This window comes from Streptomyces sp. HD (genome assembly GCF_028369295.1).
Lineage (GTDB): Bacteria > Actinomycetota > Actinomycetes > Streptomycetales > Streptomycetaceae > Streptomyces.
On sequence record NZ_JAQMYP010000029.1, the window covers coordinates 1 to 23,868 of the forward strand.

At 72.0% G+C, this 23,868-nt stretch carries 23 protein-coding genes and 1 tRNA gene; 18 read left to right on the top strand and 6 right to left on the bottom strand.

The window, feature by feature from the left end:
• On the bottom strand, nucleotides 1–418 hold a 418-nt coding region (locus tag POF73_RS26405; protein WP_272120227.1), incomplete at its 3' end, for a DUF3662 domain-containing protein.
• Nucleotides 419–925: 507 nt separating this feature from the next.
• Between POF73_RS26405 and POF73_RS26410 the strand changes: the two genes are divergently transcribed.
• Nucleotides 926–1,009 (top strand) — tRNA-Leu (locus tag POF73_RS26410).
• A gap of 170 nt (nucleotides 1,010–1,179) precedes the next feature.
• On the opposite strand, the gene POF73_RS26415 is transcribed toward POF73_RS26410, so the two are convergent.
• The gene (locus tag POF73_RS26415; RefSeq protein ID WP_272120229.1) at nucleotides 1,180–1,542 is read right to left on the bottom strand and encodes a DUF1304 domain-containing protein; all 363 of its coding nucleotides are present in this window, start codon (nucleotides 1,540–1,542) and stop codon (nucleotides 1,180–1,182) included.
• A gap of 237 nt (nucleotides 1,543–1,779) precedes the next feature.
• On the opposite strand from POF73_RS26415, the gene POF73_RS26420 reads away from it, so the two are divergent.
• Entirely contained in the window at nucleotides 1,780–2,115 is a 336-nt protein-coding gene (locus tag POF73_RS26420; RefSeq protein ID WP_272120231.1) for a hypothetical protein, read from the top strand.
• A gap of 424 nt (nucleotides 2,116–2,539) precedes the next feature.
• Here POF73_RS26420 and POF73_RS26425 read toward each other — a convergent pair whose 3' ends face one another.
• The gene (locus tag POF73_RS26425) at nucleotides 2,540–3,190 is read right to left on the bottom strand and encodes an FMN-dependent NADH-azoreductase (RefSeq protein ID WP_272120233.1); all 651 of its coding nucleotides are present in this window, start codon (nucleotides 3,188–3,190) and stop codon (nucleotides 2,540–2,542) included.
• A 118-nt stretch (nucleotides 3,191–3,308) separates the two neighbouring features.
• On the opposite strand from POF73_RS26425, the gene POF73_RS26430 reads away from it, so the two are divergent.
• From POF73_RS26430 to POF73_RS26445, 4 genes are all read left to right on the top strand, one after another.
• Nucleotides 3,309–3,674 carry a winged helix-turn-helix transcriptional regulator gene (locus POF73_RS26430; RefSeq protein ID WP_272120235.1) on the top strand — a complete coding sequence of 122 codons (366 nt, stop codon included), beginning with the start codon at nucleotides 3,309–3,311 and terminating at the stop codon, nucleotides 3,672–3,674.
• A gap of 201 nt (nucleotides 3,675–3,875) precedes the next feature.
• A complete protein-coding gene (locus POF73_RS26435) occupies nucleotides 3,876–5,348 on the top strand; it encodes a DUF2252 domain-containing protein (protein ID WP_272120237.1) in 1,473 nt (490 codons plus the stop codon).
• Nucleotides 5,349–5,648: 300 nt separating this feature from the next.
• A complete protein-coding gene (locus POF73_RS26440) occupies nucleotides 5,649–6,548 on the top strand; it encodes a hypothetical protein (RefSeq protein ID WP_272120240.1) in 900 nt (299 codons plus the stop codon).
• 180 nt (nucleotides 6,549–6,728) lie between these two features.
• A complete protein-coding gene (locus POF73_RS26445) occupies nucleotides 6,729–7,058 on the top strand; it encodes a rhodanese-like domain-containing protein (protein ID WP_272120450.1) in 330 nt (109 codons plus the stop codon).
• Between the two features lie 199 nt (nucleotides 7,059–7,257).
• Here POF73_RS26445 and POF73_RS26450 read toward each other — a convergent pair whose 3' ends face one another.
• On the bottom strand, nucleotides 7,258–8,391 hold the full coding sequence (locus tag POF73_RS26450; RefSeq protein WP_272120242.1) for an acyl-CoA dehydrogenase family protein: 1,134 nt from the start codon (nucleotides 8,389–8,391) through the stop codon (nucleotides 7,258–7,260).
• Nucleotides 8,392–8,628: 237 nt separating this feature from the next.
• Here POF73_RS26450 and POF73_RS26455 point away from each other — a divergent pair, with 237 nt between their 5' ends.
• The 3 genes from POF73_RS26455 to POF73_RS26465 are packed head-to-tail and all read left to right on the top strand — an operon-like array spanning nucleotide 8,629 to nucleotide 11,425.
• Nucleotides 8,629–9,462: a DUF5819 family protein gene (locus POF73_RS26455; RefSeq protein ID WP_272120244.1), complete on the top strand. Its 834-nt coding sequence runs from the start codon at nucleotides 8,629–8,631 to the stop codon at nucleotides 9,460–9,462.
• The gene (locus POF73_RS26460) at nucleotides 9,459–10,685 is read left to right on the top strand and encodes an HTTM domain-containing protein (protein ID WP_272120245.1); all 1,227 of its coding nucleotides are present in this window, start codon (nucleotides 9,459–9,461) and stop codon (nucleotides 10,683–10,685) included. Before POF73_RS26455 ends, POF73_RS26460 begins: the two co-directional genes overlap by 4 nt.
• Complete coding sequence (locus POF73_RS26465; RefSeq protein ID WP_272120247.1) at nucleotides 10,682–11,425, top strand: TrmH family RNA methyltransferase; 744 nt, start codon at nucleotides 10,682–10,684, stop codon at nucleotides 11,423–11,425. The genes POF73_RS26460 and POF73_RS26465 overlap by 4 nt, the downstream gene beginning before the upstream one ends.
• A gap of 84 nt (nucleotides 11,426–11,509) precedes the next feature.
• Here the strand turns inward: POF73_RS26465 and paaN are convergent, their stop codons facing one another.
• Nucleotides 11,510–13,201 (bottom strand): phenylacetic acid degradation protein PaaN, encoded by a 1,692-nt coding sequence (paaN, locus tag POF73_RS26470; RefSeq protein WP_272120249.1) that lies wholly within the window; start codon nucleotides 13,199–13,201, stop codon nucleotides 11,510–11,512.
• A gap of 160 nt (nucleotides 13,202–13,361) precedes the next feature.
• On the opposite strand from paaN, the gene POF73_RS26475 reads away from it, so the two are divergent.
• From POF73_RS26475 to POF73_RS26485, 3 genes are all read left to right on the top strand, one after another.
• On the top strand, nucleotides 13,362–14,888 hold the full coding sequence (locus POF73_RS26475) for a 3-hydroxyacyl-CoA dehydrogenase (protein WP_272120251.1): 1,527 nt from the start codon (nucleotides 13,362–13,364) through the stop codon (nucleotides 14,886–14,888).
• A gap of 16 nt (nucleotides 14,889–14,904) precedes the next feature.
• On the top strand, nucleotides 14,905–15,495 hold the full coding sequence (locus POF73_RS26480) for a TetR/AcrR family transcriptional regulator (protein ID WP_272120253.1): 591 nt from the start codon (nucleotides 14,905–14,907) through the stop codon (nucleotides 15,493–15,495).
• Between the two features lie 97 nt (nucleotides 15,496–15,592).
• On the top strand, nucleotides 15,593–15,895 hold the full coding sequence (locus POF73_RS26485; protein ID WP_272120255.1) for a hypothetical protein: 303 nt from the start codon (nucleotides 15,593–15,595) through the stop codon (nucleotides 15,893–15,895).
• A gap of 15 nt (nucleotides 15,896–15,910) precedes the next feature.
• Here POF73_RS26485 and POF73_RS26490 read toward each other — a convergent pair whose 3' ends face one another.
• Complete coding sequence (locus POF73_RS26490; RefSeq protein WP_272120452.1) at nucleotides 15,911–16,396, bottom strand: Lrp/AsnC family transcriptional regulator; 486 nt, start codon at nucleotides 16,394–16,396, stop codon at nucleotides 15,911–15,913.
• A gap of 190 nt (nucleotides 16,397–16,586) precedes the next feature.
• On the opposite strand from POF73_RS26490, the gene pdhA reads away from it, so the two are divergent.
• From pdhA to POF73_RS26520, 6 genes are all read left to right on the top strand, one after another.
• A complete protein-coding gene (pdhA, locus tag POF73_RS26495) occupies nucleotides 16,587–17,723 on the top strand; it encodes a pyruvate dehydrogenase (acetyl-transferring) E1 component subunit alpha (protein ID WP_272120257.1) in 1,137 nt (378 codons plus the stop codon).
• The gene (locus POF73_RS26500; protein WP_272120259.1) at nucleotides 17,720–18,724 is read left to right on the top strand and encodes an alpha-ketoacid dehydrogenase subunit beta; all 1,005 of its coding nucleotides are present in this window, start codon (nucleotides 17,720–17,722) and stop codon (nucleotides 18,722–18,724) included. Before pdhA ends, POF73_RS26500 begins: the two co-directional genes overlap by 4 nt.
• Nucleotides 18,724–20,169 carry a dihydrolipoamide acetyltransferase family protein gene (locus POF73_RS26505; protein WP_272120261.1) on the top strand — a complete coding sequence of 482 codons (1,446 nt, stop codon included), beginning with the start codon at nucleotides 18,724–18,726 and terminating at the stop codon, nucleotides 20,167–20,169. Before POF73_RS26500 ends, POF73_RS26505 begins: the two co-directional genes overlap by 1 nt.
• A 64-nt stretch (nucleotides 20,170–20,233) precedes the next feature.
• A complete protein-coding gene (locus POF73_RS26510) occupies nucleotides 20,234–21,376 on the top strand; it encodes an NTP transferase domain-containing protein (protein WP_443049654.1) in 1,143 nt (380 codons plus the stop codon).
• Nucleotides 21,373–22,764, top strand: a complete 1,392-nt coding sequence (locus tag POF73_RS26515; RefSeq protein WP_272120263.1) for a molybdopterin molybdotransferase MoeA — start codon at nucleotides 21,373–21,375, stop codon at nucleotides 22,762–22,764. Before POF73_RS26510 ends, POF73_RS26515 begins: the two co-directional genes overlap by 4 nt.
• Nucleotides 22,752–23,858 carry a potassium channel family protein gene (locus POF73_RS26520; RefSeq protein ID WP_272120265.1) on the top strand — a complete coding sequence of 369 codons (1,107 nt, stop codon included), beginning with the start codon at nucleotides 22,752–22,754 and terminating at the stop codon, nucleotides 23,856–23,858. Before POF73_RS26515 ends, POF73_RS26520 begins: the two co-directional genes overlap by 13 nt.
• The last annotated feature ends 10 nt before the right edge of the window (nucleotides 23,859–23,868 follow it).

Below are 23,868 nucleotides of genomic sequence, written 5' to 3' on the forward strand. Positions count from 1 at the left end.
CGGCCGGGGCTGCGGGGGCCTGCGGGCCGCCCTGCTGGCTGGTGGAGCCGGCGAGCGTGCGGCTGCGCACGCGGTACAGGCCGGTGTCGAGGTCGTCCGCCTTCTCCAGGTTGACCTTGATCGGGCCCATGAAGGTGTAGCGCTGCTGCTTGGCGTAGTCGCGGACCATGCCGGCGAGCTCGTCGCCGAGCTGGCCGGAGTAGGGGCTGAGCCGCTCGAAGTCCGGCGTGCTCAGTTCCACGATGAAGTCGTTGGGTACGACGGTCCGGTCACGATTCCAGATCGTCGCGTTGTTGTCGCACTCACGCTGGAGCGCTCCGGCGATCTCCACGGGCTGGACCTCGGACTTGAACACCTTGGCGAAGGTGCCGTTGACCAGACCTTCGAGACGCTGCTCAAACTTCTTCAGGACTCCCATGGGGCACCTCCTCCGTAGCCTGCTTCGTCCTGCATCCCGCGGGGCGGGCACTGCCTTACCTGGTACTGCTTACTGATCGTATCCACGCGCCGGTCAATCGGCTGGTTCCCCCTGTCGGACCTGTCGACGGGTGTCGACGCCCTCGAAGTTCCCTTTCGAGCTCCGCTTCGAACTCGTCAGGGACACAGTCTTGCCATGGATCGTAGAGGCGGCCGCAAACCAGTGTCCCGCACCTGACTGTGGAGCCCGACCGGCTTCTGGGGAGATGCGCGGTACCGGTACGAGGTTGATACGTGAACAGGTACTGGTTGATACGGAGCGGACGGGGCCGTGGGTTGGGCCGGTGTGCGGGGGCGGATGCCGACTGCGCTGGTGGGCGGCGGCATGGCCGCTGCACGGCGGCTGCCTGGGGATAAGGGATGTGAACCCACCCTGGTCGCCGTGCTAATGTTCTGGGTGTCGGAAGGCGCCGAGCCCAAGGGGCAGATGCCGGAAGACACACCCAATGCGCGGGTGGCGGAATAGGCAGACGCGCTGGATTCAGGTTCCAGTGCCCGCAAGGGCGTGGGGGTTCAACTCCCCCCTCGCGCACGCTCGAAGAGGCGGCATCGTAATCACGATGCCGCCTCTTCTGTTGTCCCTGTTGTTGTCCCTGATGTTGCCCCCGGCGCCTCGCCCCTGTTGCGTTCGCCACGTTGTGCCGCGCCATGGCGTCCTGGGCACCGTGACCTGTGATGAAGCTCTCAGGTCACGGCGCGGACTCAGCCCGCCGCGATGACCGTGGCGAGCGTCACGGCGGCCGGCAGGGCCTGGGCGAAGAGGATGCGGCGGTTGGCGGTGGCCGCGCCGTAGACGCCGGCGACGATGATGCAGGACAGGAAGAAGATCTGGACGCGGTAGCCGGTCGGGTCGTCGGCGATCAGGCCCCAGACCAGTCCTGCGGCCAGGAAGCCGTTGTAGAGACCCTGGTTGGCGGCCAGCGGCGCGGTGGTGCGGGCCAGCTCGGCGTCGAAGCCGTGGAAGCGACGGCCCGGGCCGCGCTGCCACAGGAACATCTCCAGAACCAGGATGTAGGCGTGCAGCAGCGCCATGAGGGCGACGAGGACGACGGAGATCAGATGCATGCGGTGATTGTGCCTGTGCGGGATCCGGGGCGGTTGGCCGGTCGGCCTTTCGGCTGCCCGGTCGATCCTCGCGGCCTGGCCGGTCTTTCGGCCCCGTCTTGCGGTCCCGTCCTTCGGCTCGTCGGTCTTTTCGGCTGAGCCGCACGTCGCGAGGGCTGTGAACGGTGGCCGTTCGGCCGAGGTGGCGGGTGCCGGCTCGGCGCGAGATTGGAGCTCCCCTTCCACAGGAGCCCACCGATGCCACCCGAGTCCTTCTCCCTCGCCGCCGGAGTTCGGCCCGGCGATCCCGCTGTCGCTCCGGTACGGCCGGAGCTCCGCCGGGGCGGCCGTGCGTCCTCACGCGGCCGGGGCGGCCGTGCGTCCTCGCACCGGGTTCTCCGAGTTCTCCGGGTGCGCCGGGACGTGTTGTTCTGGCTCGGATGCGAGGGCTTCGCGCTGACGCCGGCTCTGGTGACGACTCTCACCCCGCACCGGATCTGGGGCGCCTGCGCGGCCGTCGGATTGGGAGAGCGGCCGGTGGAGGACGAGCCCCAGATGAAGGACGAGCGGTTGATCGGGGCCGGGCGTGGGTGAGGGGTCGCGCGCGCGTCTCAGGGGAGTGGCCGGGCGCCGGGGCGCGGAACTGGCTCGGGTCACCGGGCTCGCGGTGCTCGGGCTGGTCGTGGCGCTGTGTCTGCCGACGGTAGGGCAGCAGCGGGTAGGGGAGTCGCCGGGAGCCCCCACGGGGGTGGCGGTGCGGGGAGTCGACGGCTCCAGGTGACGGCTCCAGCAGTTCCGGCGCTCCAGCAGTTCCGGCGCTCCACCGGTTCCAGCGGCTCCAGCGGTGCCGAGGGGTCTGGTCCCAGCGACTCCAGTGGCTCCTGCGGCTTCGGGGAGGGCACGCGCGCGTAGTGCCCGGAACGATGGATCCGAGCCCTACGCGCGCGTGCGATTGCGGTCACCGGCCGGCCGGTCACTCGTCATCGGCCGGCCGCCGGTCACTCGTTACCGGCCTCCGCTACGCACCGAGCCGCTGGGCCAGCTGCTTCGCCTTGTCGGTGGCCTCGTCGAGGGCGCGCTCGCGGGAGGCCTCGAAGAGGGGGACCAGCTCGGCCATCTGCGGGTTCACCGGGGCCATCGTGAGCTCCGGGACGATGAAGTCGACGTCGGCGCCGAGGAAGTCGGCAAGGATCGCCGACAGGTAGTTCTGCACGTACTCGTAGCCCGCGCGCGGGGTGCCCGGCCCGTACGCGCCGCCGCGGCTGGCGACGACGGTGACCGGGGTGCCCTTGACCGACTGGGCGTCGCCCGCGGTACGGCCCATCAGGACCACGTTGTCCAGCCAGGCCTTCAGCGTCGACGGGATCGTCAGGTTGTACATCGGGGCGCCGATCAGCACGGCGTCCGCGCGCTCCAGCTCCTCGATCAGCTTCACCCGCTCCGCGAAGGCGGCGGCCTGCTCGGGGCTGTGCGTGGCCGGATCGGAGAAACCGGCCGTGTGGGAGTGGGCGCTGATGTGCGGCACCGGGTTCGTGGCGAGGTCGCGGTGGATCACCCTGCCCTCGGGGTGCTGTTCCTGCCAGGTGCGGCGGAAGGCGTCGGTGACCGCTCGGGAGGAGGAGGCGTCGGTGGGGAAGACCGAGGAGTCGATGTGCAGCAGCGTGGCCATGGGGATCTCCAGAGGCGAGGGGCGAAGCCCGCAGTAACTGAAAGTTCGTGCTTGACTATGGATAACACAGTCACTTACTTTTTTTCAGCCCCATACGACAAGGCAGTACCCTGAAGGCATGGCGGCTGGTGAGCAGAGTCACGACGTGGCGGAGTGCAAGCAGGTCGACGACGGCATCACCCGCGTCTTCCAACTGCTCGGAAAGCGCTGGACCGGCCCGATCGTGGCCGTCCTGACCGCTGGGCCCGCCTACTTCGTCTCCCTGCGCCGGGCGATTCCCGGCATCAGCGAGCGCATGCTCTCCGACCGGCTGACCGAGCTGGCCGCCGCGGGGCTCGTCGTGCGCGAGGTGTACGAGGGGCCGCCGCTGCGGGTCGAGTACCGGCTCACGGAGGCGGGCGCCGCGCTGGAGCCCGCACTGAGCGCGCTGGGTATGTGGGCGAAGAAGTATCTGTGCGATGGGGAGCAGCGCGGGGGTTGCTGAGGCGGTACCGCCCGGTGCGCCCGGTGCGTGCTGGGTGCGCCAGTCGGTCCTTCGGCCGTTCCTTCGGCCGGCGCCTCCGCCGGTGCGCCACGCGGGTTTTCCACAGCCGCGGAGTTGTCCACAGGGTCTGACGAGTTCCGGCCACCGGTTGTAACGTCGACACGAGTTGATGTTCGTGTGCGAGCGGGGGAGGCGGTCGGTATGGCCGAGGTCGGTGCGGAGGGTACGGCGCAGGCCGCTGCGGTGGTGGCGGAGGCAGCGGAGTCCGTGGCGCGGTCGCGGTCCGTGGCGCGTCGGCTGCCCCGGGTCGGCGGTTTCGCCGAGTGGCCCGGCGGCGGGTCGCCCAAGGAGGAGGGCAAGGAGCTGCGCAGGCGCATCCCGCGCGGTGAGCACGCGGTCCTCGACATCGACGGCGCCCGGCCCGACGCGGTGGCCGCCGTGGAGGAGTCCAACCTGGGCCGGCTCTCCGAGCTCACGCCGATCAGGGTCGGCCGGATGGCGGCGACGCCCTTCGCGTTCCTGCGTGGCTCGGCGGGGCTGATGGCGTACGACCTCGCCCGCACCCCCATGACCCGGATCCGCGCCCAGATCTGCGGCGACGCGCACGCGGGGAACTTCGGTCTGTACGCCGACGCACGCGGTGGCCTGGTCATCGACCTGAACGACTTCGACGAGACGTTGTACGGCCCCTGGGAGTGGGACCTCAAGCGGCTCGCCGCCTCGCTGGTGCTCGCCGGCCGGGAGTCGGGCGCGGACGAGGACGAGTGCCTCAAGGCGGCCCACGATACGGTCGGTGCCTACCGGCGCACCATGCGGCTGCTGGCCAAGCTTCCGGTGCTGGACGCGTGGAACGCGATCGCGGACGAGGAACTGGTCTCCCACACCGACGCCCATGATCTGCTCGGCACGCTGGAGCGGGTCGCGGAGAAGGCGCGGGCCAACACCAGCGGGCGCTTCGCGGCGAAGTCGACGGAGCCGACCGAGGACGGCGGCCGCCGGTTCGTCGACGCCCCGCCGGTGCTGCGCCGGGTCCCGGACGAGGAGGCGGCGGCGGTCGCGGCGTCGCTGGAGAGCTACGTCACCACGCTCTCCGAGGACCGCCATCCCCTGCTCTCGCGCCACGCGGTGCACGATGTGGCGTTCCGCGTGGTGGGCACGGGCAGTGTGGGCACCCGTTCGTACGTCGTGCTGCTCCTGGACCACCGGGGCGAGTCGCTGGTCCTCCAGGTGAAGGAGGCCCGGTCCTCGGCCCTCGTCCCGCACCTGGTGACGGCCGGCTTCGAGGCGCCCGAGGCGGACCACGAGGGGCGGCGCGTGGTCCTCGGCCAGAAGCGGATGCAGGTGGTCAGCGACATCCTGCTCGGCTGGACGACGGTCGACGGACTCCCCTTCCAGGTACGCCAGTTCCGCAACCGCAAGGGCAGCGTCGACCCGGCCGAACTGGCCGCCGACCAGATAGACGACTACGCCCGCATGACCGGCGCCCTCCTGGCCCGCGCCCACTCCCACAGCGCCGACCCGCGTCTGATCTCCGGCTACTGCGGCAAGAACGAGGAGCTGGACGAGGCGATCGCCACGTTCGCCGTCCGCTACGCCGACCGTACGGAGGCGGACCACGCGGCACTGGTGGGAGCGGTGAAGGCAGGGCGGATCGCTGCGGAGACGGGGGTGTGAGGGCCGGCGGCCGTTCGCTCTTCGCGCGGGATCGGTGAGGTACGGCGTTCTTGGGCAGGCTGGTTTCTTGGGCCGGCTGTGTCGCCGCCGCCTGGCTCTTGAGCCGGCCGGTGTCAGGGCGAGCGACCTTCGGCGACGAGAAGAAGGCCACGGCTCCGAGCGGGCAGGCGTCGTCGGTGGCGGAGCTGCCGGCTTGCCGGCGGCGGGTTGGGGTTCGTGAGTCGGCCGTGCCGTCGGCGCGAGGCTCACGGCGGTGGTGGTGTACGAAGGGCAGGTCAGGGCGTGGCCTACGCTGGGCGGGTGACGACGCCCGAAGCTGAGCAGTCCCAGACCGAGCCCGCTGGTGCGGGGACGCGGGGCGGTGCCGAGGTGCCCGCCGGTGGAGCCGAGCAGGGTGGTGAGGCACAGGTGACGGCTGAGGGCGACGGTCGGCCCGAGGAGCGGCTGGAGCGGGCCGTGCGGGCCGCCGAGCAGGCGTTGATCGAGTACGAGATCGCGGTGGAGACCTTCCGCGTCGAGGTGGAGAACTTCTCCCGGCTGCACCACCAGAAGCTCGGCCCGATGTACGCCCGCCTCGACGAGCTGGACGCCCGGATCGCCGAGGCCACGGCCGCCCGCACCGGCGACCCCGAGGACATCCGCAAGGCCGACGAGGCACGTGCCCGCGTGCTGCCGATGCCCGGCGTCGAGGAGCTGTTCCACGGCTGGATGGACGGCGGCGGGCTGTTCCCGGAGGCCGCGGCGATGCTCACGGAGCAGCCGGTACAGCCGCCCCAGCGGGTGCGCCCCAGCGACGAGGCCCGCAAGCTCTACCGCGAGCTGGCCCGCAAGGCCCACCCCGACCTCGCCCAGGAAGAGGCCGAGCGTTCTCGGCGCGAGGAGTTCATCACCCGGGTCAACGCGGCCTACGCCCGAGGCGACGAGGCGTTGCTGCGTGAGCTGGCCGCGGAGTGGGCCGCGGGGCCCGTCCCCAAGGATCAGGGCCCGACCCCCGCCGAGGAGCTCTACGCCCGCCTCGAATGGCTCGCCCAGCGCAAGGAGATGCTCGCCCTGGTCGCGAAGGAGCTGGAGGAAGGCGCGATCGGAGCGATGCTCCGCCTCGCTCCCGACGACCCGGACCGCCTTCTGGAGGAGATCGCGGAGCAGCTCCTGGCCCAGGTCGCGGAAAGGGAAGCAGAGCTGGCGGCACTGCTCGGCTAGTTGCGGGGAAGCCGACCCGGGGGCGCGGGGCTGTATCGATATGCGGCTCCGCCGCATGGGCGCGATCAGCCACGACGAGGCCCGCACCCTCCGAACGGCGGATCCACCCTCCCTCGGAGGAGGCCCTCAGCTCACGCGCACCCGTCAGGTAGCGTCGGAGTCATGAATTTCGGATCTGCCGTGCCCACGGTCGAGGTCACCGACCTCAAGGACGACGACTTCCTCCTGGACGTCCGCGAGGACGACGAATGGCAGGCGGGCCACGCCGAAGGCGCCCTGCACATCCCCATCAGCGAGTTCGTGGCCCGCTACGGCGAGCTGACCGAGGCCGCCCCGCAGGACGGCCGCGTCCATGTGATCTGCCGCTCCGGTGGCCGCTCGGCGCAGGTCACGATGTACCTGGTCCAGCAGGGCATCGACGCCGTGAACGTGGATGGCGGCATGCAGGTGTGGTCGGCGGCCGGACGCCCCGTGGTGACGGACCAGGGCCAGCAGGGATTCGTCCTCTAGCGCACCTGGCGCCGACGCGACCTCACCGTCACGACGATGGCGGCGCTGCTTCACCGGCACGGTGATGGCGGCGCTGCCTCACCCCACGACCTGGTGGCGCTGCTTCACCGGCACGACCCCGGCGCCGCTCCCCCCTGCGGCGCTACCCGGTGCCGCTACCTCACCGCCGCAACCCCAGCGGCGCTGCCTCACGGCCGCTCTACCCCAGCGGATGCGCCGCCAGCAGTTCCCCCAGCGCCTCCTCGTGCGCCGCCGCCGGGCCGAGTGCCAGTTCCAGGTGCTTGGCCCAGGCGTGGTACCGGTGCAGCGAGTAGTCGACGTCGGCGCCGAAGCCGCCGTGCAGATGCTGCGCCGTCTGCACGATCCGCCGGACGCCCTCCGAGGCCCAGATCTTGGCGACGGCCACGTCTCCCGAGGCGGGCAGTGCGCCTCGCGCCCCCGAGGTGATCCGCCAGGCGGCCTGCCACAGGGTGGCCTCCATCGCGCGCAGGTCGATGTAGCGGTCGGCGGACTGCACGGCGACCGCCTGGAACGTGGCGATGGGATGCCCGAACTGCTCCCGCTTGCTCGCGTACTCCGAGGTCATCCCCAGCACCCGCTCACCCAGCCCGAGCGCCTGCGCACACGTCCCGATGGCGAGCAGCTCCCGCAGCCACTCCCACGCCCCCTCCGCCTCGATGACGTCCCGCGCCGCCAGCCGCACCGACTCCAGCCGCAGCTCCCCCAGCCGCTCCCCGCTGGTCGAGAACTGCTCGGCCAGCGAGCCCCCCTCCACACCGCGCGCCACCAGTGCGAGGACGGTCCGGTCGGCGGCCGTACGGGCCGGCACGACGACGAGATCGGCGTCGTATGCCCAGGGCACCACGGTCTGCACCCCCTCCAGCACCCACCCGGAACCGTCCTGCCGGGCGGTCACCGCGAGCTCGGCCGGGTCGTGGCCGGTGCGGCCGTGTGCGGCGACCGTCAGCACGACCTCCCCGCGCCCGGCCCGCGCCAGCAGCCCGGCCTTCAGCTCGGGGCCGCCGTAGGCCTGGACGGCCGCGATCGCCGCGCTGTTCTCCAGCAGCGGCACCCGGGCCAGGACCTTCGCCGACTCGCGCAGCACCAGGCACAGCGCGACGGCGTCGAGGCCGGCACCGCCGTACTCCTCCGCGAGGAGCAGGCTCAGCAGGTCCGCGTCCGCGAGCCGGCCCCACAGCGGGCGGTCGAAGTCGTCGGCGACGGCGCCCGGGGTGAGCGCCGGAGAGGGCACGGCGTCCGGCGCGACCCCGGCGAACACCCCGCGCGCCGCCTCGGCCGCCGCCTGCTGCTCCTCGGTGAAGGTGAAGTCCACGGTCCCTGCCCTTCCACACGCACGGCGAACTGACGGTATCGATCTGACGGTGCGTCAAGATAGAACAGGTTCTAGAAGAAGGGAATGCTCCGGGTAAGACGCCCTGACCACTTCCTGGTACCCCCGTAAGGTGTGGGGAACGGCGGCCCGCCAGGGGCTGTGCCCGGCGGGTGTGCCTGAGTACCGTTCCCGGCGAGCGCCCAGAGCAGATGGACCGGAATCGGGGAACGAAACGGAATGGCAGACGCGCACGCCGCAGGCTCGGCCGCCCGGCGCGGACCCGACGAGGAGCCGCAGGCCGCACCGCCCGCCGTCGCGCCCTCGCCCGCACCTTCGCCTGCTCCGGCCGCTCCGTCCCCTCCCGCTCCGTCCCCTCCGGCGTCGCCGTCCGCCGAACCCCGCGTCGGTGTGGCCGCCCTCTCCCTGCGCTACCAGATCGGTGCCGCCCTCGCCCTCGCGGTCGTCGCGATCGCCGTCTGTGTCCACATCGGCATGGTCTTCCTGCACGTCGCCCCGCCGAACACGGTCACCAAGCAGCACGGCAAGGCGATCGACGACTGGATATACCCGGAGTTCGAACAGAACTGGAAGCTGTTCGCCCCCAACCCCCTGCAGCAGAACATCGCGGTGCAGGTCCGCGCCGAGGTCGCCACCGGCGACGGCGGCACCCGCACCACCGGTTGGTACGACCTGTCCGCCCAGGACGGCCGGGCCATCGACGGCAATCTGCTGCCCAGCCACACGCAGCAGAACGAGCTGCGCCGGGCCTGGGACTTCTTCCTGGCCACGCACGACACCCAGAACCGTCCCGTGGGACTGCGCGGCGCCCTGTCCGAGACGTATCTGCGGCACATAGTGGAGCTGCGCCTCGACCGTGCGAACGCGGCCGGTGCGGGCGGCGTCGTCGAACGCGTCCAGGTCCGCTCCCGCACCACCAATGTGCGGCCGCCGAAGTGGAGCGACGAGCAGGTCTCGGACAAGCCGACCTACCGCATGCTGCCCTGGTGGTGGGTCCCGAAGGACGAGGACGGGGCCGAAGCCGAGGCAGCGACCCAGGAGGGCGCCCGGTGAACCGCTTCGCCCTCGCGATCTCCTCCGCCATCGCCCGCGTCACCGAGTCCGCCCTCGGCCCGTACCAGACGGCCGTGATCCGCATCGGCTTCGCCGCGACCTGGCTGCTGTTCCTGCTGCGCGAGTTCCCCCACCGCCAGGAGATGTACGGCCCCGACGGCCCCTGGGACTTCGATCTCGCCCAGCAGCTGATCGGGACGAACGGCTCCTTCACCGCCCTGATCTGGTCGAGCGGCCGGTTCTGGTTCGAGACCGTCTACGTCTTCGCGGTCCTGACCAGCGTGCTGCTGCTGCTCGGCTGGCGCACCCGCACGATGTCCGTGCTGTTCATGGTCGGCGTGCTCTCGCTGCAGAACCGCTCCATCTTCATGGGTGACGGCGGTGACAACGTCCTGCACCTGATGTGCGTCTATCTCGTCTTCACGCGCTGCGGCCAGGTCTGGTCGCTGGACGAGCGCCGGGCCCGGCGCAGAAGCGCGGCACGCGCGCGTGGCGAGCGGATCGCGCCGGACCGTCTGGGTCCGGCGCTGTGGAGCGTGCTCGGGTTCGTGCTGGTCGCGGTGACCGCGGCGGGCCGTCTGGACGGCGACCTGACCGTGCCGCTGATCCTGTGGCTCCTCTGGCTGTCGCTGGGCGTGTGGTGGATCGTCGGCCGTCGTGCGCGCACGGCCGAGCCCCGGATCCTCCTCGACGTCATCGGCAACATCGTGCACAACGGCGCCCTGCTGGTGATCATGGCCGAGGCGTGCCTGATCTACGCGACCGCCGGCTGGTACAAGATCCAGGGCTCCCGCTGGCAGGACGGCACCGCCGTCTACTACCCGCTGCATCTCGACTACTTCTCCCCCTGGCCCGCCCTCGCCGACCTGCTGTCCTCCAGCGGCATGATGGTGATGCTGATCACCTACGGCACGGTCCTTGTGCAGGTCGCCTTCCCGTTCACGCTGTTCAACCGGCGGGTCAAGAACGTCCTCCTCGCCGCGATGATCACCGAGCACGCCGTGATCGCGGTCGTCCTGGGCCTGCCGTTCTTCTCACTCGCCATGATCGCGGCGGACTCGGTCTTCCTGCCGACGACGTTCCTGCGCCGCCTGGGCGGCTGGGCGGCACGCGCGCGTGAACGCCTGTCGCGCCTGGCCCGGCGCGGCGACGACCCCGCGCCGCCCCCCGAACCGCGCGCCCCGGAGAACCCCGAGCACGCGCACGTAGGCTTCCCGGCATGACCGTGACCTCCTGGAACCGGCTCGCCGGGACCTCCGTACTGCTCGACGGCTTCCACGCGCTCAAGCACGCAGTCCGCTTCGGCGCCGAGGTCCCGGTGGCGGTGGCCGTGGACCGGGAGGCGGCGCTGGCCCTCGCCGACGAACTGGCGCCGGATGTGCGGGAGCCGTTGGACGTGCTGCTGACCGAGGTCCCGGAGTCGACGTACACGTCCCTCGTGCCGCGCCCGCACCCCACGGCCGTAGCCGCTCTGGCGGTACGTCCGTCCCGCGCGGCCAACCTCGAAAAGCTGGCCCACACCCCGCGCACCGCCCCGGTGGTGGTCCTCGACAACCCCCGAAACCTCGGCAACGCGGGCGCCGTGATCCGCCTGGCCGCCGGCTTCGGCGCGACCGGCGTGGTCACCACCGGCACGCTCGACCCCTGGCATCCGACGGTCGTACGCGGCGGAGCGGGACTGCACTTCGCGACGGCCGTGGAGCGGCTGGGCGTGGACGAGCTGCCGCCGGGGCCGCTCTTCGCGCTGGACCCGGAGGGCGACGACATCCGGGGCACCAAGCTCCCGGACGACGCCGTCCTCGCCTTCGGGTCGGAGCGAAGCGGCCTGTCGGCCGAACTACGCGCGCGTGCCGACCATTTGGTGGCCCTGCCGATGCGCCCCCAGGTCTCCAGCTACAACTTGGCGACGAGCGTGGCGATGACGCTGTACCACTGGAGCACGGGCACTGGGGCGCCCCTCTAGGGGGCGCGGGGAACTGCGCGACCAGCCACAACGCAACCGGCAGCCGCGCAGTCACCGCACGTCCCGAGCTCTTGGGCGTCGCGCTCAGGCCTCCCGACGCACCTCGACGACCCGGAACCGGTTGGCCACGAACGCCCCGTCGCACAGTGCCGAGTTGGCCGCCGGGTTGCCGCCCGATCCGTGGAAGTCGCTGAAGGCGGCCGTCTGGTTGACGTACACCCCGCCCGTGAGGTTGAACGACAGCTGGGCGGCCTCCTCCAGGCAGACCTCCTGGATCGCCGCCTCGACCTCGTCGTCGGTCGTGTACGCGCCGACGGTCATCGCGCCCTTCTCCCGCACGGTCCGCCGCAGCAACTCCACCGCCTCCGCGGCCGAGTCGACCGCGACCGCGAACGACACCGGCCCGAAGCACTCGCTCATGTACGCGGCCTCGTCGTCCGGCTTGGCCCCGTCCAGCTTCACGATCACCGGCGTACGGACCACCGCGTCCGGGAATTCCGGGTTCGCGATCTCGCGGGAGGCGAGGGCGACTTCGCCGAGCCCGGCCGCTGCCTCCAGCCGTGCTTTCACGTCCGGGTTGACGATCGCGCCGAGCAGCGCGTTCGCGCGGGCGTCGTCGCCGAGGAGGCCGTCGACCGAGCGGGCGAGGTCGGCGACGACCTCGTCGAAGGTCTTGGGGCCCTCGTCGGTACGGATGCCGTCGCGGGGGATGAGCAGGTTCTGCGGGGTGGTGCACATCTGGCCGCTGTACAGGGACAGCGAGAAGGCCAGGTTGGACAGCATCCCCTTGTAGGTGTCGGTGGAGTCGACGATCACCGTGTTGACGCCGGCCTTCTCCGTGTAGACCTGCGCCTGGCGGGCGTTGGCCTCCAGCCAGTCGCCGAACACCGTCGATCCGGTGTAGTCGATGATCCGGATCTCGGGGCGGGTGGCCAGCGTCTTGGCGATGCCCTCGCCGGGCCGCTCGGCGGCCAGCGCGACCAGGTTCGGGTCGAAGCCCGCCTCGGCGAGCACCTGCCGCGCGACCTGCACCGTCAGCGCGAGCGGCAGCACCGCGCGCGGGTGGGGCTTCACGAGGACCGCGTTGCCGGTGGCCAGGGAGGCGAACAGGCCCGGGTAGCCGTTCCAGGTCGGGAAGGTGTTGCAGCCGATGACCATGGCGATGCCGCGCGGGACCGGCGTGAACTGCTTGTTGAGCGCCAGCGGGTCGCGCTTGCCCTGCGGCTTGGTCCACTCCGCCGTGTCGGGGGTGCGGACCTGCTCGACGTACGCGTACGCCACCGCCTCCAGGCCGCGGTCCTGCGCGTGCGGGCCGCCCGCCTGGAACGCCATCATGAAGGCCTGGCCGGAGGTGTGCATGACCGCGTGCGCGAACTCGTGCGTCCGGTCGCTGATCCGCTTGAGGATCTCCACACAGACCACCGCGCGCATCTCGGCGCCCGCGTCCCGCCACTGCCGCATGCCCGACTTCATGGCAGGCAGCAGGACATCGACGTCGGCGTGCGGGTACTCGACGCCCAGCTCGATGCCGTACGGGGAGACCTCGCCGGCCACCCAGCCGTCGGTGCCGGCCTGACCGAGGTCGAGGCGGGTGCCCAGGAGGGCGTCGAAGGCGGCTTTGCCCGCCGCCGCGTCCAGGCTGCCGTTCTCGCCGTAGACCTTGGGGTGCTCGGGGTGCGGTGACCAGTACGCGCGTGTGCGGATCGCTTCCAGCGCCTGGTCGAGGGTGGGCCGGTGCTTGGCGATCAGCTCGTGGGCGGTCAGTTCGGCGGCCATGCGGGACCAACTCCTCGTTTCCTGAGCTCCTCGTCGAGCTCATGACCTGGGCACAGACATGGGCAGGAACAGCCAGACAGAGTTAGAGTAACCGAACGATCGGTCGGGACAAGGGGGTCCGCCGCATCTGTGGAAAACCCCGTGCGGGAGGATCGCGCACATGACAGCACTCGACCTCAGCAGCCCCGTGGCCGTCGTCGGCACCGGCACCATGGGCCAGGGCATCGCCCAGGTCGCATTGGTCGCCGGCCATCCCGTCCGGCTCTACGACGCCGTGCCCGGGCGGGCCCAGGACGCGGCCGACGCGATCGGCGTGCGCCTCGACCGGCTCGTCGAGAAGGACCGCCTCACCGCCGCCGACCGCGACGCGGCCCGCGCGCGGCTGGCGCCCGCCGAGGCGCTCGCCGACCTCGCGGACTGCGCGCTGGTCGTCGAGGCCGTCCTGGAGCGGCTCGACGTCAAGCAGGAGCTGTTCCGCGAGCTGGAGGGCGTCGTCGGAGAGGACTGCCTGCTCGCCACCAACACCTCGTCCCTGTCGGTCACGGCGATCGGTGGCGCCCTCGCCAACCCGGGGCGCCTCGTCGGACTGCACTTCTTCAACCCCGCGCCGCTGCTGCCGCTGGTCGAGGTCGTCTCCGGGTTCGCCACCGACGTCACGTCGGCCACGCGCGCGTACGAGACGGCACGCGCCTGGGGGAAGACGCCGGTCGCCTGCGCCGACACCCCCGGCTTCATCGTCAACCGCATCGCCCGGCCGTTCTACGCCGAGGCCTTCGCGGTCTACGAGGCGCAGGGCGCCGACCCGGCCACCATCGACGCCGTCCTGCGTGAATGCGGCGGCTTCAGGATGGGCGCGTTCGAGCTCACCGACCTCATCGGGCAGGACGTCAACGAGTCCGTCACGCACTCCGTGTGGCAGTCCTTCTTCCAGGACGTGCGCTTCACGCCCTCCCTCGCCCAGCGTCGCCTGGTGGAGTCGGGCCGGCTCGGCCGCAAGAGCGGGCACGGCTGGTACGACTATTCCGGAGCGGACGGGGCCGCCGAGTCCGCCGAGCCGCACACCGCGGAGAAGGCCGCGCAGCCCGCCTACGTCGTCGCCGAGGGCGATCTGGGCCCGGCTTCCGAACTGCTCGCGCTGATCCGCGAGGCGGGCATCCCGGTGCGCGAGGAGGACGAGGACCACGGCACCCGCCTGGTGCTGCCCGGCGGAGGTCAGCTGGCGCTCGCCGATGGCCAGACGTCGGTGGAGTTCCGGGACGTCGTCTACTTCGACCTCGCCCTCGACTACCGCCGGGCCACCCGTATCGCCCTGTCCGCCTCCCAGGACACCTCGCCGCAGACCCTCACCGAGGCCATCGGCCTCTTCCAGGCGCTCGGCAAGGACGTCAGCGTCATCGGCGACGTCCCCGGCATGATCGTCGCCCGCACGGTCGCCCGGGTCGTCGACCTCGCGCACGACGCCGTGGCCAAGGGCGTGGCCACCGAGGAGGACATCGACACCGCGATGCGCCTGGGCGTCAACTACCCGCTCGGCCCCTTCGAGTGGAGCCGCAGGCTCGGCCGCAACTGGGCGTACGCCCTCCTCGACGACCTGCACCTGCGCGACCCCTCCGGGCGGTACGCGCCGTCCCTCGCGCTGTACCGCCACGCGTACGCCTCCGACAAGCGCGAGGGCAGCACCTCATGACCCGGAAGGGCACCCCATGACCACCGCCAAGCGCGACACGTACACGCCGGAGACGCTGCTCTCCGTCGCCGTGCAGGTCTTCAACGAGCGCGGCTACGACGGCACCTCCATGGAGCACCTCTCCAAGGCGGCCGGCATCTCCAAGTCGTCGATCTACCACCACGTCGCGGGCAAGGAGGAGCTGCTGCGCCGGGCCGTCAGCCGGGCGCTCGACGGGCTCTTCGGGATCCTCGGCGAGGAACACGCATGCGTGGGGCACGCCGCCGACCGCCTGGAGTACGTCGTACGGCGCATGGTCGAGGTGCTCATATCCGAGCTGCCCTACGTGACGCTGCTGCTGCGGGTGCGCGGCAACACCGACACCGAGCGATGGGCGCTGGAGCGGCGCCGCGACTTCGACCACCGGGTCGCCGAGCTGCTCAAGGCGGCCGCGGCCGACGGGGAGGTGCGCGCCGACGTGGAGGTGCGGCTGGCGACCCGGCTCGTCTTCGGGATGATCAACTCGATCGTGGAGTGGTACCGGCCGGACGGCCACGGCATGAACGAACGCGAGGTCGCCGACACCGTGGTGCGACTGGTCTTCGGGGGACTGCGGCAGGAAGGCTGACCACGTCTTCCGCGGCGGCCGGCTGAGTATGCGCGCGTGGACGGCTGAGTACGCCGACGGATGTCCCCGAGCGGTCCCGGCTGGTGGGATGCGGGGCATGACCCAGAACGACGTTCTGCCCTCCGACGCCGACCCGGCGTGGTGGAAGGCGCCTCTCGGGGCCACCGTACCGGCGCTGCCGCTCCTGGTCTGGGAGTTCGTCATCGGGGCCGAGGAAGCCCTCGGCCTCCTCGGGGGCGCGGTCTACTGGGCGGTCGGCCTGCTCGCGCTCGCCTGGGCGTTGCCGCACCGCCGGTCCGCGCGAATGCTGCGCGTGACGGCGGCCTGCGCCGGGCTTTTCTGCGCGATTCTTCCGTTGCTGTTCCTGGTGTGGATGGCCATGGTGTGGTCCTCGGCCTGACGGCCGGGCCGACGCTCACCCTTGCGGCTCCAGGTCCTCCTCCTCGAACACCAGCAGCGTGCGCGTGCTGAGCACCTCCGGGATCGCCTGGAGCCGGGTGAGGACCAGCTCGCGCAGCGCCCGGTTGTCGGGCGTGTGCACCAGGAGCAGGACGTCGAAGTCGCCGCCCACCAGGGCGATGTGGGAGGCGCCGGGCAGCTGGCGGAGCTGCTCGCGGACCGTGCGCCAGGAGTTCTGGACGATCTTCAGGGTGATGTACGCCGAGGTGCCGTGGCCCGCCCGCTCGTGGTTGACCCGGGCGCCGAAGCCGCGGATGACGCCGTCCTCGATGAGGCGGTTGATACGCGCGTAGGCATTGGCGCGCGAGACATGGACCCGCTCGGCGACCGACCGTATCGAAGCACGGCCGTCGGCCTGGAGCATCTGGAGGATGTCCTGATCGATGGCGTCGAGCGGACGGGGCGGCGCGAGGGGGGCTCCGCCGTCCGGGCTCTCGGCCATTTGTTCAGGAGCCATGTCCCCCCACCTTCCTCCCGTGGACGTACTGCGTTCATTGGAGGCTGTGGAGAACCGTTTGTCCACAGCCTGAGGGGGCCTGTAGCCAAAATGTGCCGACGACCGAACAATCGGTAGGTGAGGCGCCTCACAGTCGACGCGTCTCCCGTAGCCACTCCCACGAGGAGGTGCCGTCATGACGGTCATGGAGCAGCGGGGCGCGTATCGGCCATCGCCGCCGCCCGCCTGGCAGCCCCGTATGGACCCCGCGCCGCTGCTGCCCGACGCCGAGCCGTACCGCGTCCTCGGCACGGAGGCGGCCGCGAAGGCCGACCCCGGCCTGCTGCGCCGGCTGTACGCCGAGCTGGTGCGGGGCCGTCGGTACAACGCGCAGGCGACCGCGCTCACGAAGCAGGGCCGCCTCGCGGTGTATCCGTCCAGTACCGGCCAGGAGGCCTGCGAGGTCGCCGCCGCGCTCGCCCTTGAGGAGCGCGACTGGCTCTTCCCGAGCTACCGCGACACCCTCGCCGCCGTCGCACGCGGCGTGGACCCCGTCGAGGCGCTGACCCTGCTGCGCGGCGACTGGCACACCGGCTACGACCCGCACGAGCACCGCGTGGCCCCCCTGTGCACGCCGCTCGCCACCCAGCTTCCGCACGCCGTCGGCCTCGCGCACGCCGCCCGTCTCAAGGGCGACGACGTGGTCGCGCTCGCCCTGGTCGGCGACGGCGGCACCAGCGAGGGCGACTTCCACGAGGCGCTGAACTTCGCCGCCGTATGGCAGGCGCCGGTCGTCTTCCTGGTGCAGAACAACGGCTTCGCGATCTCCGTCCCGCTCGCCAAGCAGACCGCGGCCCCGTCGCTGGCCCACAAGGCCGTCGGGTACGGCATGCCCGGCCGCCTCGTGGACGGCAACGACGCGGCCGCCGTGCACGAGGTGCTCAGCGACGCCGTACGGCACGCGCGCGCGGGCGGCGGTCCGACGCTGATCGAGGCGATCACCTACCGCATCGACGCCCACACCAACGCCGACGACGCGACCCGCTACCGCGGTGACACCGAGGTGGAGACCTGGCGCGGGCACGACCCGATCGCCCTCCTGGAGCATGAGCTGACCGAGCGCGGTCTGCTCGACGAGGACGCCAAGCAGGCCGAGCGGGACGCTGCCGAGGCCATGGCCGCCGACCTGCGTGAACGCATGAACCAGGACCCGGTGCTCGACCCGATGGACCTGTTCACGCACGTGTACGCCGAGCCCACCCCGCAACTGCGCGAACAGCAGGCCCAGTTGCAGGCGGAGCTCCACGCCGAGTCGGAAGGCCCGCACCGATGACCACCGTCGCCGTCAAGCCGGCCACCATGGCGCAGGCCCTCACGCGCGCGATGCGCGACGCCATGGCCGCCGACCCCACCGTGCATGTCATGGGGGAGGACGTCGGCACCCTCGGCGGTGTCTTCCGCGTCACCGACGGGCTCGCCAAGGAGTTCGGCGAGGAGCGCTGCACGGACACGCCGCTGGCCGAAGCGGGCATCCTCGGCACGGCCGTCGGCATGGCCATGTACGGCCTGCGCCCGGTCGTGGAGATGCAGTTCGACGCGTTCGCCTACCCGGCGTTCGAGCAGCTCATCTCGCACGTCTCCCGCATGCGCAACCGCACCCGCGGCAGGATGCCGCTGCCCATCACCGTGCGCGTGCCCTACGGCGGCGGCATCGGCGGCGTCGAGCACCACAGCGACTCCTCCGAGGCCTACTACATGGCGACTCCGGGCCTCCATGTCGTCACGCCCGCGACCGTCGCCGACGCCTACGGGCTGCTGCGCGCCGCCATCGCCTCCGACGACCCGGTCGTCTTCCTGGAGCCCAAGCGGCTGTACTGGTCGAAGGACTCCTGGAACCCGGAGGACCCGCAGACCGTTGAACCGATTGGCCGCGCGGTGGTGCGGCGCTCGGGGAGGAGCGCCACGCTCATCACGTACGGACCGTCCGTGCCCGTCTGCCTCGAAGCCGCCGAGGCGGCCCGGGAGGAGGGGTGGGACCTGGAAGTCGTCGACCTGCGCTCGCTGGTGCCGTTCGACGACGAGACGGTCGCCGCCTCGGTACGGCGGACCGGACGGGCGGTCGTCGTACACGAGTCGGGCGGGTTCGGCGGACCGGGAGGGGAGATCGCGGCCCGGGTCACGGAGCGCTGCTTCCACCATCTGGAGGCGCCGGTGCTGCGCGTGGCCGGGTTCGACATCCCCTATCCGCCGCCGATGCTGGAGCGTCACCACCTGCCCGGCGTGGACCGGATCCTGGACGCCGTGGGGCGTCTGCAGTGGGAGGCGGAGAGCTGATGGCCCAGGTGCTGGAGTTCAGGCTGCCGGATCTCGGCGAGGGCCTGACCGAGGCGGAGATAGTCCGCTGGCTGGTGGAGGTCGGTGACGTCGTCGCCGTCGACCAGCCGGTCGTCGAGGTCGAGACGGCCAAGGCGATGGTCGACATCCCCTGCCCCTACGCCGGTGTGGTCACGGCCCGCTTCGGCGAGGAGGGCACCGAACTGCCCGTCGGGGCGCCGCTGGTCACCGTGGCGGTGGGCGCGTCGTCCACCGACGGCGAGACCGAGGGCTCCGGGAACGTGCTGGTGGGATACGGCACCTCGGAGGCACCGGCACGGCGCCGCAGGGTGCGACCCGCCGCTCCGACGCCGCCCGCGGCGTCGGCGAACGGTGGCGCCGCGCGTGAGGTCACACCGCCCGCCGAGAGCGTGGCGCGGCCTGTCGGTACCGGAGCGGGGCACGGCGCCACCGGTCATGGTCCCGCCGTCCACGGACGGGACACGGCCCCGGTCGACGAGGAGACCCGTAGCGACGGTCCCGTGCCCGTGATCTCCCCGCTCGTGCGCCGCCTCGCCCGCGAGAACGGCCTCGATCTGCGGGAGCTGCACGGTTCCGGGCCGGACGGGCTGATCCTGCGGGCCGACGTCGAGTACGCCCTGCGGGCCGCCGAGGTACACGGCCGCAGCGCGCAGCCGACGGCCGAGCCGCACATCCGGGTGACGCCGACGACCCCGGCACCCGCGCAGGCCCCCGCCCGCTCCTCCGCGCCCCCCGCCGGCATTCGGGTCCCCCTCAAGGGCATCCGCGGCGCCGTCGCCGACAAGCTCTCCCGCAGCCGACGGGAGATCCCGGACGCGACCTGCTGGGTGGACGCCGACGCCACGGAGCTCATGCGGGCGCGCACCGCGATGAACGCCGCCGGGGGACCGAAGATCTCCCTCCTCGCCCTGCTGGCCCGTATCTGCACCGCCGCCCTGGCCCGGTTCCCCGAGCTCAACTCCACGGTCGACATGGAGGCCAGGGAGATCGTCCAGCTCGACCAAGTGCACCTCGGATTCGCCGCGCAGACCGAGCGAGGGCTCGTGGTGCCGGTCGTCCGGGACGCGCACGCGCGGGACGCGGAGTCGCTGACCGCGGAGTTCGCCCGGCTCACCGAGGCGGCCCGCACGGGCACCCTCACACCCGCGGAACTCACCGGCGGCACCTTCACGTTGAACAACTACGGCGTGTTCGGAGTCGACGGCTCCACACCGATCCTCAACCACCCCGAGGCCGCGATGCTCGGCGTCGGCCGCATCATCCCCAAGCCGTGGGTGCACGAGGGCGAGCTGGCGGTGCGCCAGGTCGTCGAGCTCTCGCTCACCTTCGACCACCGGGTCTGTGACGGCGGCACGGCGGGCGGCTTCCTGCGATACGTGGCGGACTGTGTGGAACATCCGGCGGTGCTGCTGCGCACGCTGTGACGGTGGCACGACCCGTCCCCTCCCCTGCGTTCCCTGTGATCGCGAAGGCACGCATACTCGGGGGGTGACCGCGTACGAGCCGACGGGCGCGCAGGGCGCCGCCGACACCGGGAACGACGTCGCGTACGACGCCGTCGTGCTGGCCGGCGGCGGTGCCCGGCGGCTCGGCGGCGTGGACAAGCCCGCCCTGCGCGTCGGCGGGCGTGCCCTGCTCGACCGGGTGCTCGCCGCCTGCGCCGACGCGCACACCACCGTCGTCGTCGCCGACCCCCGACCCACCGCACGGCCGGTGGTCTGGGCCCGCGAGGACCCGCCCGGCGGTGGCCCGCTCGCCGCCCTCGACGCCGGGCTGCGGCACACCACGGCCGAGCACGTCGTCGTCCTCTCGGCCGACCTGCCGTTCCTCGACGAGGACACGGTCCGTCGGCTGCTGACCGCCCTGCGCACCAGCGGTGCCGACGGCGCGCTGCTCACCGACGCCGACGGCCGCGACCAGCCACTCGTCGCGGCGTACCGCGCGTCCGCGGTACGCCGCGAACTGGCTGAGCTCACTCACGGGCAGGACGGCATCGCAGGAGCTCGGAGCGCTGGCCGCACGGGTTCTTCGGGCGGTGCCCGCGCGGTTTCTTCGGGCGGTGCCCGCGCCGGTTATTCGGGCGGTGACCGCACGGGTTCCTCGGGGCCTGGCCGCACGGGTTCTTCGAGTGGTGCCCAGACCGGTCCCCCGGGCGACGGCCGCACCCGTCCTCAAGCCAGCGGTCTCACCGGTCTCCCCCTGCGCCGGCTGACCGGCGCGCTGGACCTCACCCGCGTCCCCGACCCCGTCGCGTCGTTCGACTGCGACACCTGGGACGACATCGCCACCGCCAGGGCACGCATCAGGGAGCATGGTCACGTGTTGGATGAATGGATTTCCGCAGTCAAGGACGAACTGGGCCTCGATCTCGACGTCGACACCAAGGTGCTGCTGGACCTCGCCCGCGACGCCGCCCACGGCGTGGCCCGGCCCGCCGCCCCGCTGACCACCTTCCTCGTCGGATACGCGGCGGCACAGGCCAAGGGCGGCGAGGGCGGCCCCGAAGCCGTCGCCGAGGCGTCCCGCAAGGCCACCGCCCTCGCCCTGCGCTGGGCGGAGGAGGCGGCCGCTGCCAAGCCCGACGCCGCCAAGCCCGACGCCACCCCCGACACCCGCCCGGACGCCGGATGACCGCCCGCGGCATTCAGGCGGACGAGGGCGCCGAGGACCTCGACGTCGAGGAGGTGCTCGCCCTCGTGAACGACCACAACGGCCACCACAGCCCCGGCGACCACAACAGCGCCCACCACAACAGCGGTCACCACGCCTCCGGCGACCACGTGCCCGCCCCCACCCCGGACCGCCACCACAACGCCACCCCCTGGCCCGAGGCCCGCGACATCGCCGCCCGGGCCGCCCGCAGCGCCACCCGGGCCGCCGGCCGCGCCCCCGTCTCGGTCCCCCTGGACGCCGCTCTCGGCCTCACCCTGGCCGCCTCCCTCACCGCCCTCACCGACCTGCCCTCTTTCGACACCTCGGCGATGGACGGCTGGGCGGTCGCGGGCCCCGGCCCCTGGGACGTACGGGACGAGGGCGTCCTGGCCGGCCACGGCGAGCCCGAGCCGCTCACCGACGGCGAGGCAGTCCGTATCGCGACCGGCGCCCGCATCCCCCCGGACACCAACGCCGTCCTGCGCAGCGAGCACGGCCGCTCGGACAGCCAGGGCCGCCTGTACGCCACCCGGGAGGTCCAGCCCGGTCAGGACATCCGCCCGCGCGGCCAGGAGTGCCGTAACGGCGACCAACTGCTCGCCGTGGGCACCGTCGTGACCCCGGCCGTGCTCGGCCTCGCCGCGGCCGCCGGATACGACACCCTGACCGCCGTACCCCGCCCCCGCGTCGAAGTCCTCGTCCTGGGCGACGAGTTGCTGACCGCGGGGCTCCCGCACGACGGTCTGATCCGGGACGCGCTCGGCCCGATGCTGCCGCCCTGGCTGCGTGCCCTGGGTGCCGAGGTCATCGGCGTGCGCCGGCTCGGTGACGACGCCAAGGCCCTGCGCAAGGCCCTCACCGGCTCCGACGCCGACCTCATCGTCACCACCGGCGGCACCGCGGCCGGCCCCGTCGACCATGTCCACCCCACCCTGGAGCGCATCGGCGCCGAACTCCTGGTGAACGGCGTGAAGGTGCGGCCCGGCCACCCCATGCTGCTGGCCCGCACCAAGGAGGACCAGCACCTCGTCGGCCTGCCCGGTAACCCCCTCGCCGCCGTCTCCGGCCTGCTCACGCTCGCCGAACCCCTGCTGCGAACGCTCGCCGCACGCCCGGCCCCGGAGCCTTACACGCTGCCCCTGAAGGAAGCGGCGCACGGGCATCCGTATGACACCCGGCTGATCCCCGTCGTGCTGCGCGGCGATCACGCGGTGCCGTTGCACTACCACGGTCCGGCCATGCTGCGGGGCATGGCGGCGGCCGACGCCATCGCCGTCGTACCACCGGGCGGGGCCCGGGCCGGTCAGGAGACCGAGCTGCTCGATCTGCCCTGGGCGACCGCCGGCATCGAGGTGTGTTTCACGTGAAACTTCCCGGCCAGGACGCGATAGCCCGTCAGGCTGATGAGCGGGTCGCGACCTATCGGGTCAAGCTCCCGAAGAAGATCGTGGAACATCCGTTCCGCCAGGTCGCCAAGCGGGTGCTGATCGCCCTGGGGCTGCTGGTCGCGACCGCCTTGATCGTTTACGCCGACCACGACGGCTACAACGACAACTCCGACGGAGCCGTCGACGTCCTCGACGCCTTCTACTACGCGACCGTCAGCCTCTCGACCACCGGATACGGCGACATCACCCCGGTCAGTGACGGCGCCCGGCTCACCAACATCTTCGTCATCACGCCCCTGCGTGTGCTGTTCCTGATCATCCTGGTCGGCACCACGCTGGAGGTCCTCACCGAACGGACCCGCGAGGAATGGCGCCTGAACCGCTGGAGGTCCACCTTGCGTGACCACACCGTCGTCGTCGGCTTCGGCACGAAGGGCCGTTCGGCGATCCAGACCGTCTGCGCCACGGGCCTGCGGAAGGACCAGGTCGTCGTGGTCGATCCGAGTTCCAAGGTGATCGAGGCGGCCGTGGCCGACGGATACGCCGGGGTCACGGGGGACGCCACGCGCAGCGAGGTCCTGAAGCGGGCCGAGGTGCACAAGGCGCGGAAGATCATCATCGCGACCCAGCGCGACGACACCGCCGTCCTGGTCACGCTGACGGCCCGGCAGCTCAACCGCGGGGCGAAGATCGTGGCCGCGGTGCGTGAGGAGGAGAACGCCCCGCTGCTGAAGCAGTCCGGCGCCGACGCGGTCATCACCAGCGCCAGCGCGGCCGGCCGGCTGCTCGGCCTCTCCGTGCTCAGCCCCGCCGCGGGCATGGTGCTGGAGGACCTGATCCAGCAGGGCAGCGGGCTCGACATCGTCGAACGGCCGGTCGTGAAGGCCGAGGTGGGCAGGAAACCGCGGCAGACGGACGACCTGGTGGTGAGCGTCCTGCGCGGGCACCGGGTGCTCGGGTACGACGATCCGGCCGTCGGGACACTGGAGTTGACGGACCGGCTGATCACGATCGTACGGGCGACACCGAGCGCCCAGGTCGCCCCGGACACCCGGCGACTGCCGGAGGGCTGACGCCCCGGTC

Bases quoted from the DNA above. Each gene is read 5' to 3' on its own strand.
- POF73_RS26415 (WP_272120229.1), bottom strand. From the start codon at position 1,542: ATGCATCTGATCTCCGTCGTCCTCGTCGCCCTCATGGCGCTGCTGCAC.
- POF73_RS26420 (WP_272120231.1), top strand. From the start codon at position 1,780: ATGCCACCCGAGTCCTTCTCCCTCGCCGCCGGAGTTCGGCCCGGCGAT.
- POF73_RS26425 (WP_272120233.1), bottom strand. From the start codon at position 3,190: ATGGCCACGCTGCTGCACATCGACTCCTCGGTCTTCCCCACCGACGCC.
- POF73_RS26430 (WP_272120235.1), top strand. From the start codon at position 3,309: ATGGCGGCTGGTGAGCAGAGTCACGACGTGGCGGAGTGCAAGCAGGTC.
- POF73_RS26435 (WP_272120237.1), top strand. From the start codon at position 3,876: ATGGCCGAGGTCGGTGCGGAGGGTACGGCGCAGGCCGCTGCGGTGGTG.
- POF73_RS26455 (WP_272120244.1), top strand. From the start codon at position 8,629: ATGGCAGACGCGCACGCCGCAGGCTCGGCCGCCCGGCGCGGACCCGAC.
- POF73_RS26465 (WP_272120247.1), top strand. From the start codon at position 10,682: ATGACCGTGACCTCCTGGAACCGGCTCGCCGGGACCTCCGTACTGCTC.
- paaN (WP_272120249.1), bottom strand. From the start codon at position 13,201: ATGGCCGCCGAACTGACCGCCCACGAGCTGATCGCCAAGCACCGGCCC.
- POF73_RS26475 (WP_272120251.1), top strand. From the start codon at position 13,362: ATGACAGCACTCGACCTCAGCAGCCCCGTGGCCGTCGTCGGCACCGGC.
- POF73_RS26480 (WP_272120253.1), top strand. From the start codon at position 14,905: ATGACCACCGCCAAGCGCGACACGTACACGCCGGAGACGCTGCTCTCC.
- POF73_RS26485 (WP_272120255.1), top strand. From the start codon at position 15,593: ATGACCCAGAACGACGTTCTGCCCTCCGACGCCGACCCGGCGTGGTGG.
- POF73_RS26490 (WP_272120452.1), bottom strand. From the start codon at position 16,396: ATGGCCGAGAGCCCGGACGGCGGAGCCCCCCTCGCGCCGCCCCGTCCG.
- pdhA (WP_272120257.1), top strand. From the start codon at position 16,587: ATGACGGTCATGGAGCAGCGGGGCGCGTATCGGCCATCGCCGCCGCCC.
- POF73_RS26500 (WP_272120259.1), top strand. From the start codon at position 17,720: ATGACCACCGTCGCCGTCAAGCCGGCCACCATGGCGCAGGCCCTCACG.
- POF73_RS26505 (WP_272120261.1), top strand. From the start codon at position 18,724: ATGGCCCAGGTGCTGGAGTTCAGGCTGCCGGATCTCGGCGAGGGCCTG.
- POF73_RS26515 (WP_272120263.1), top strand. From the start codon at position 21,373: ATGACCGCCCGCGGCATTCAGGCGGACGAGGGCGCCGAGGACCTCGAC.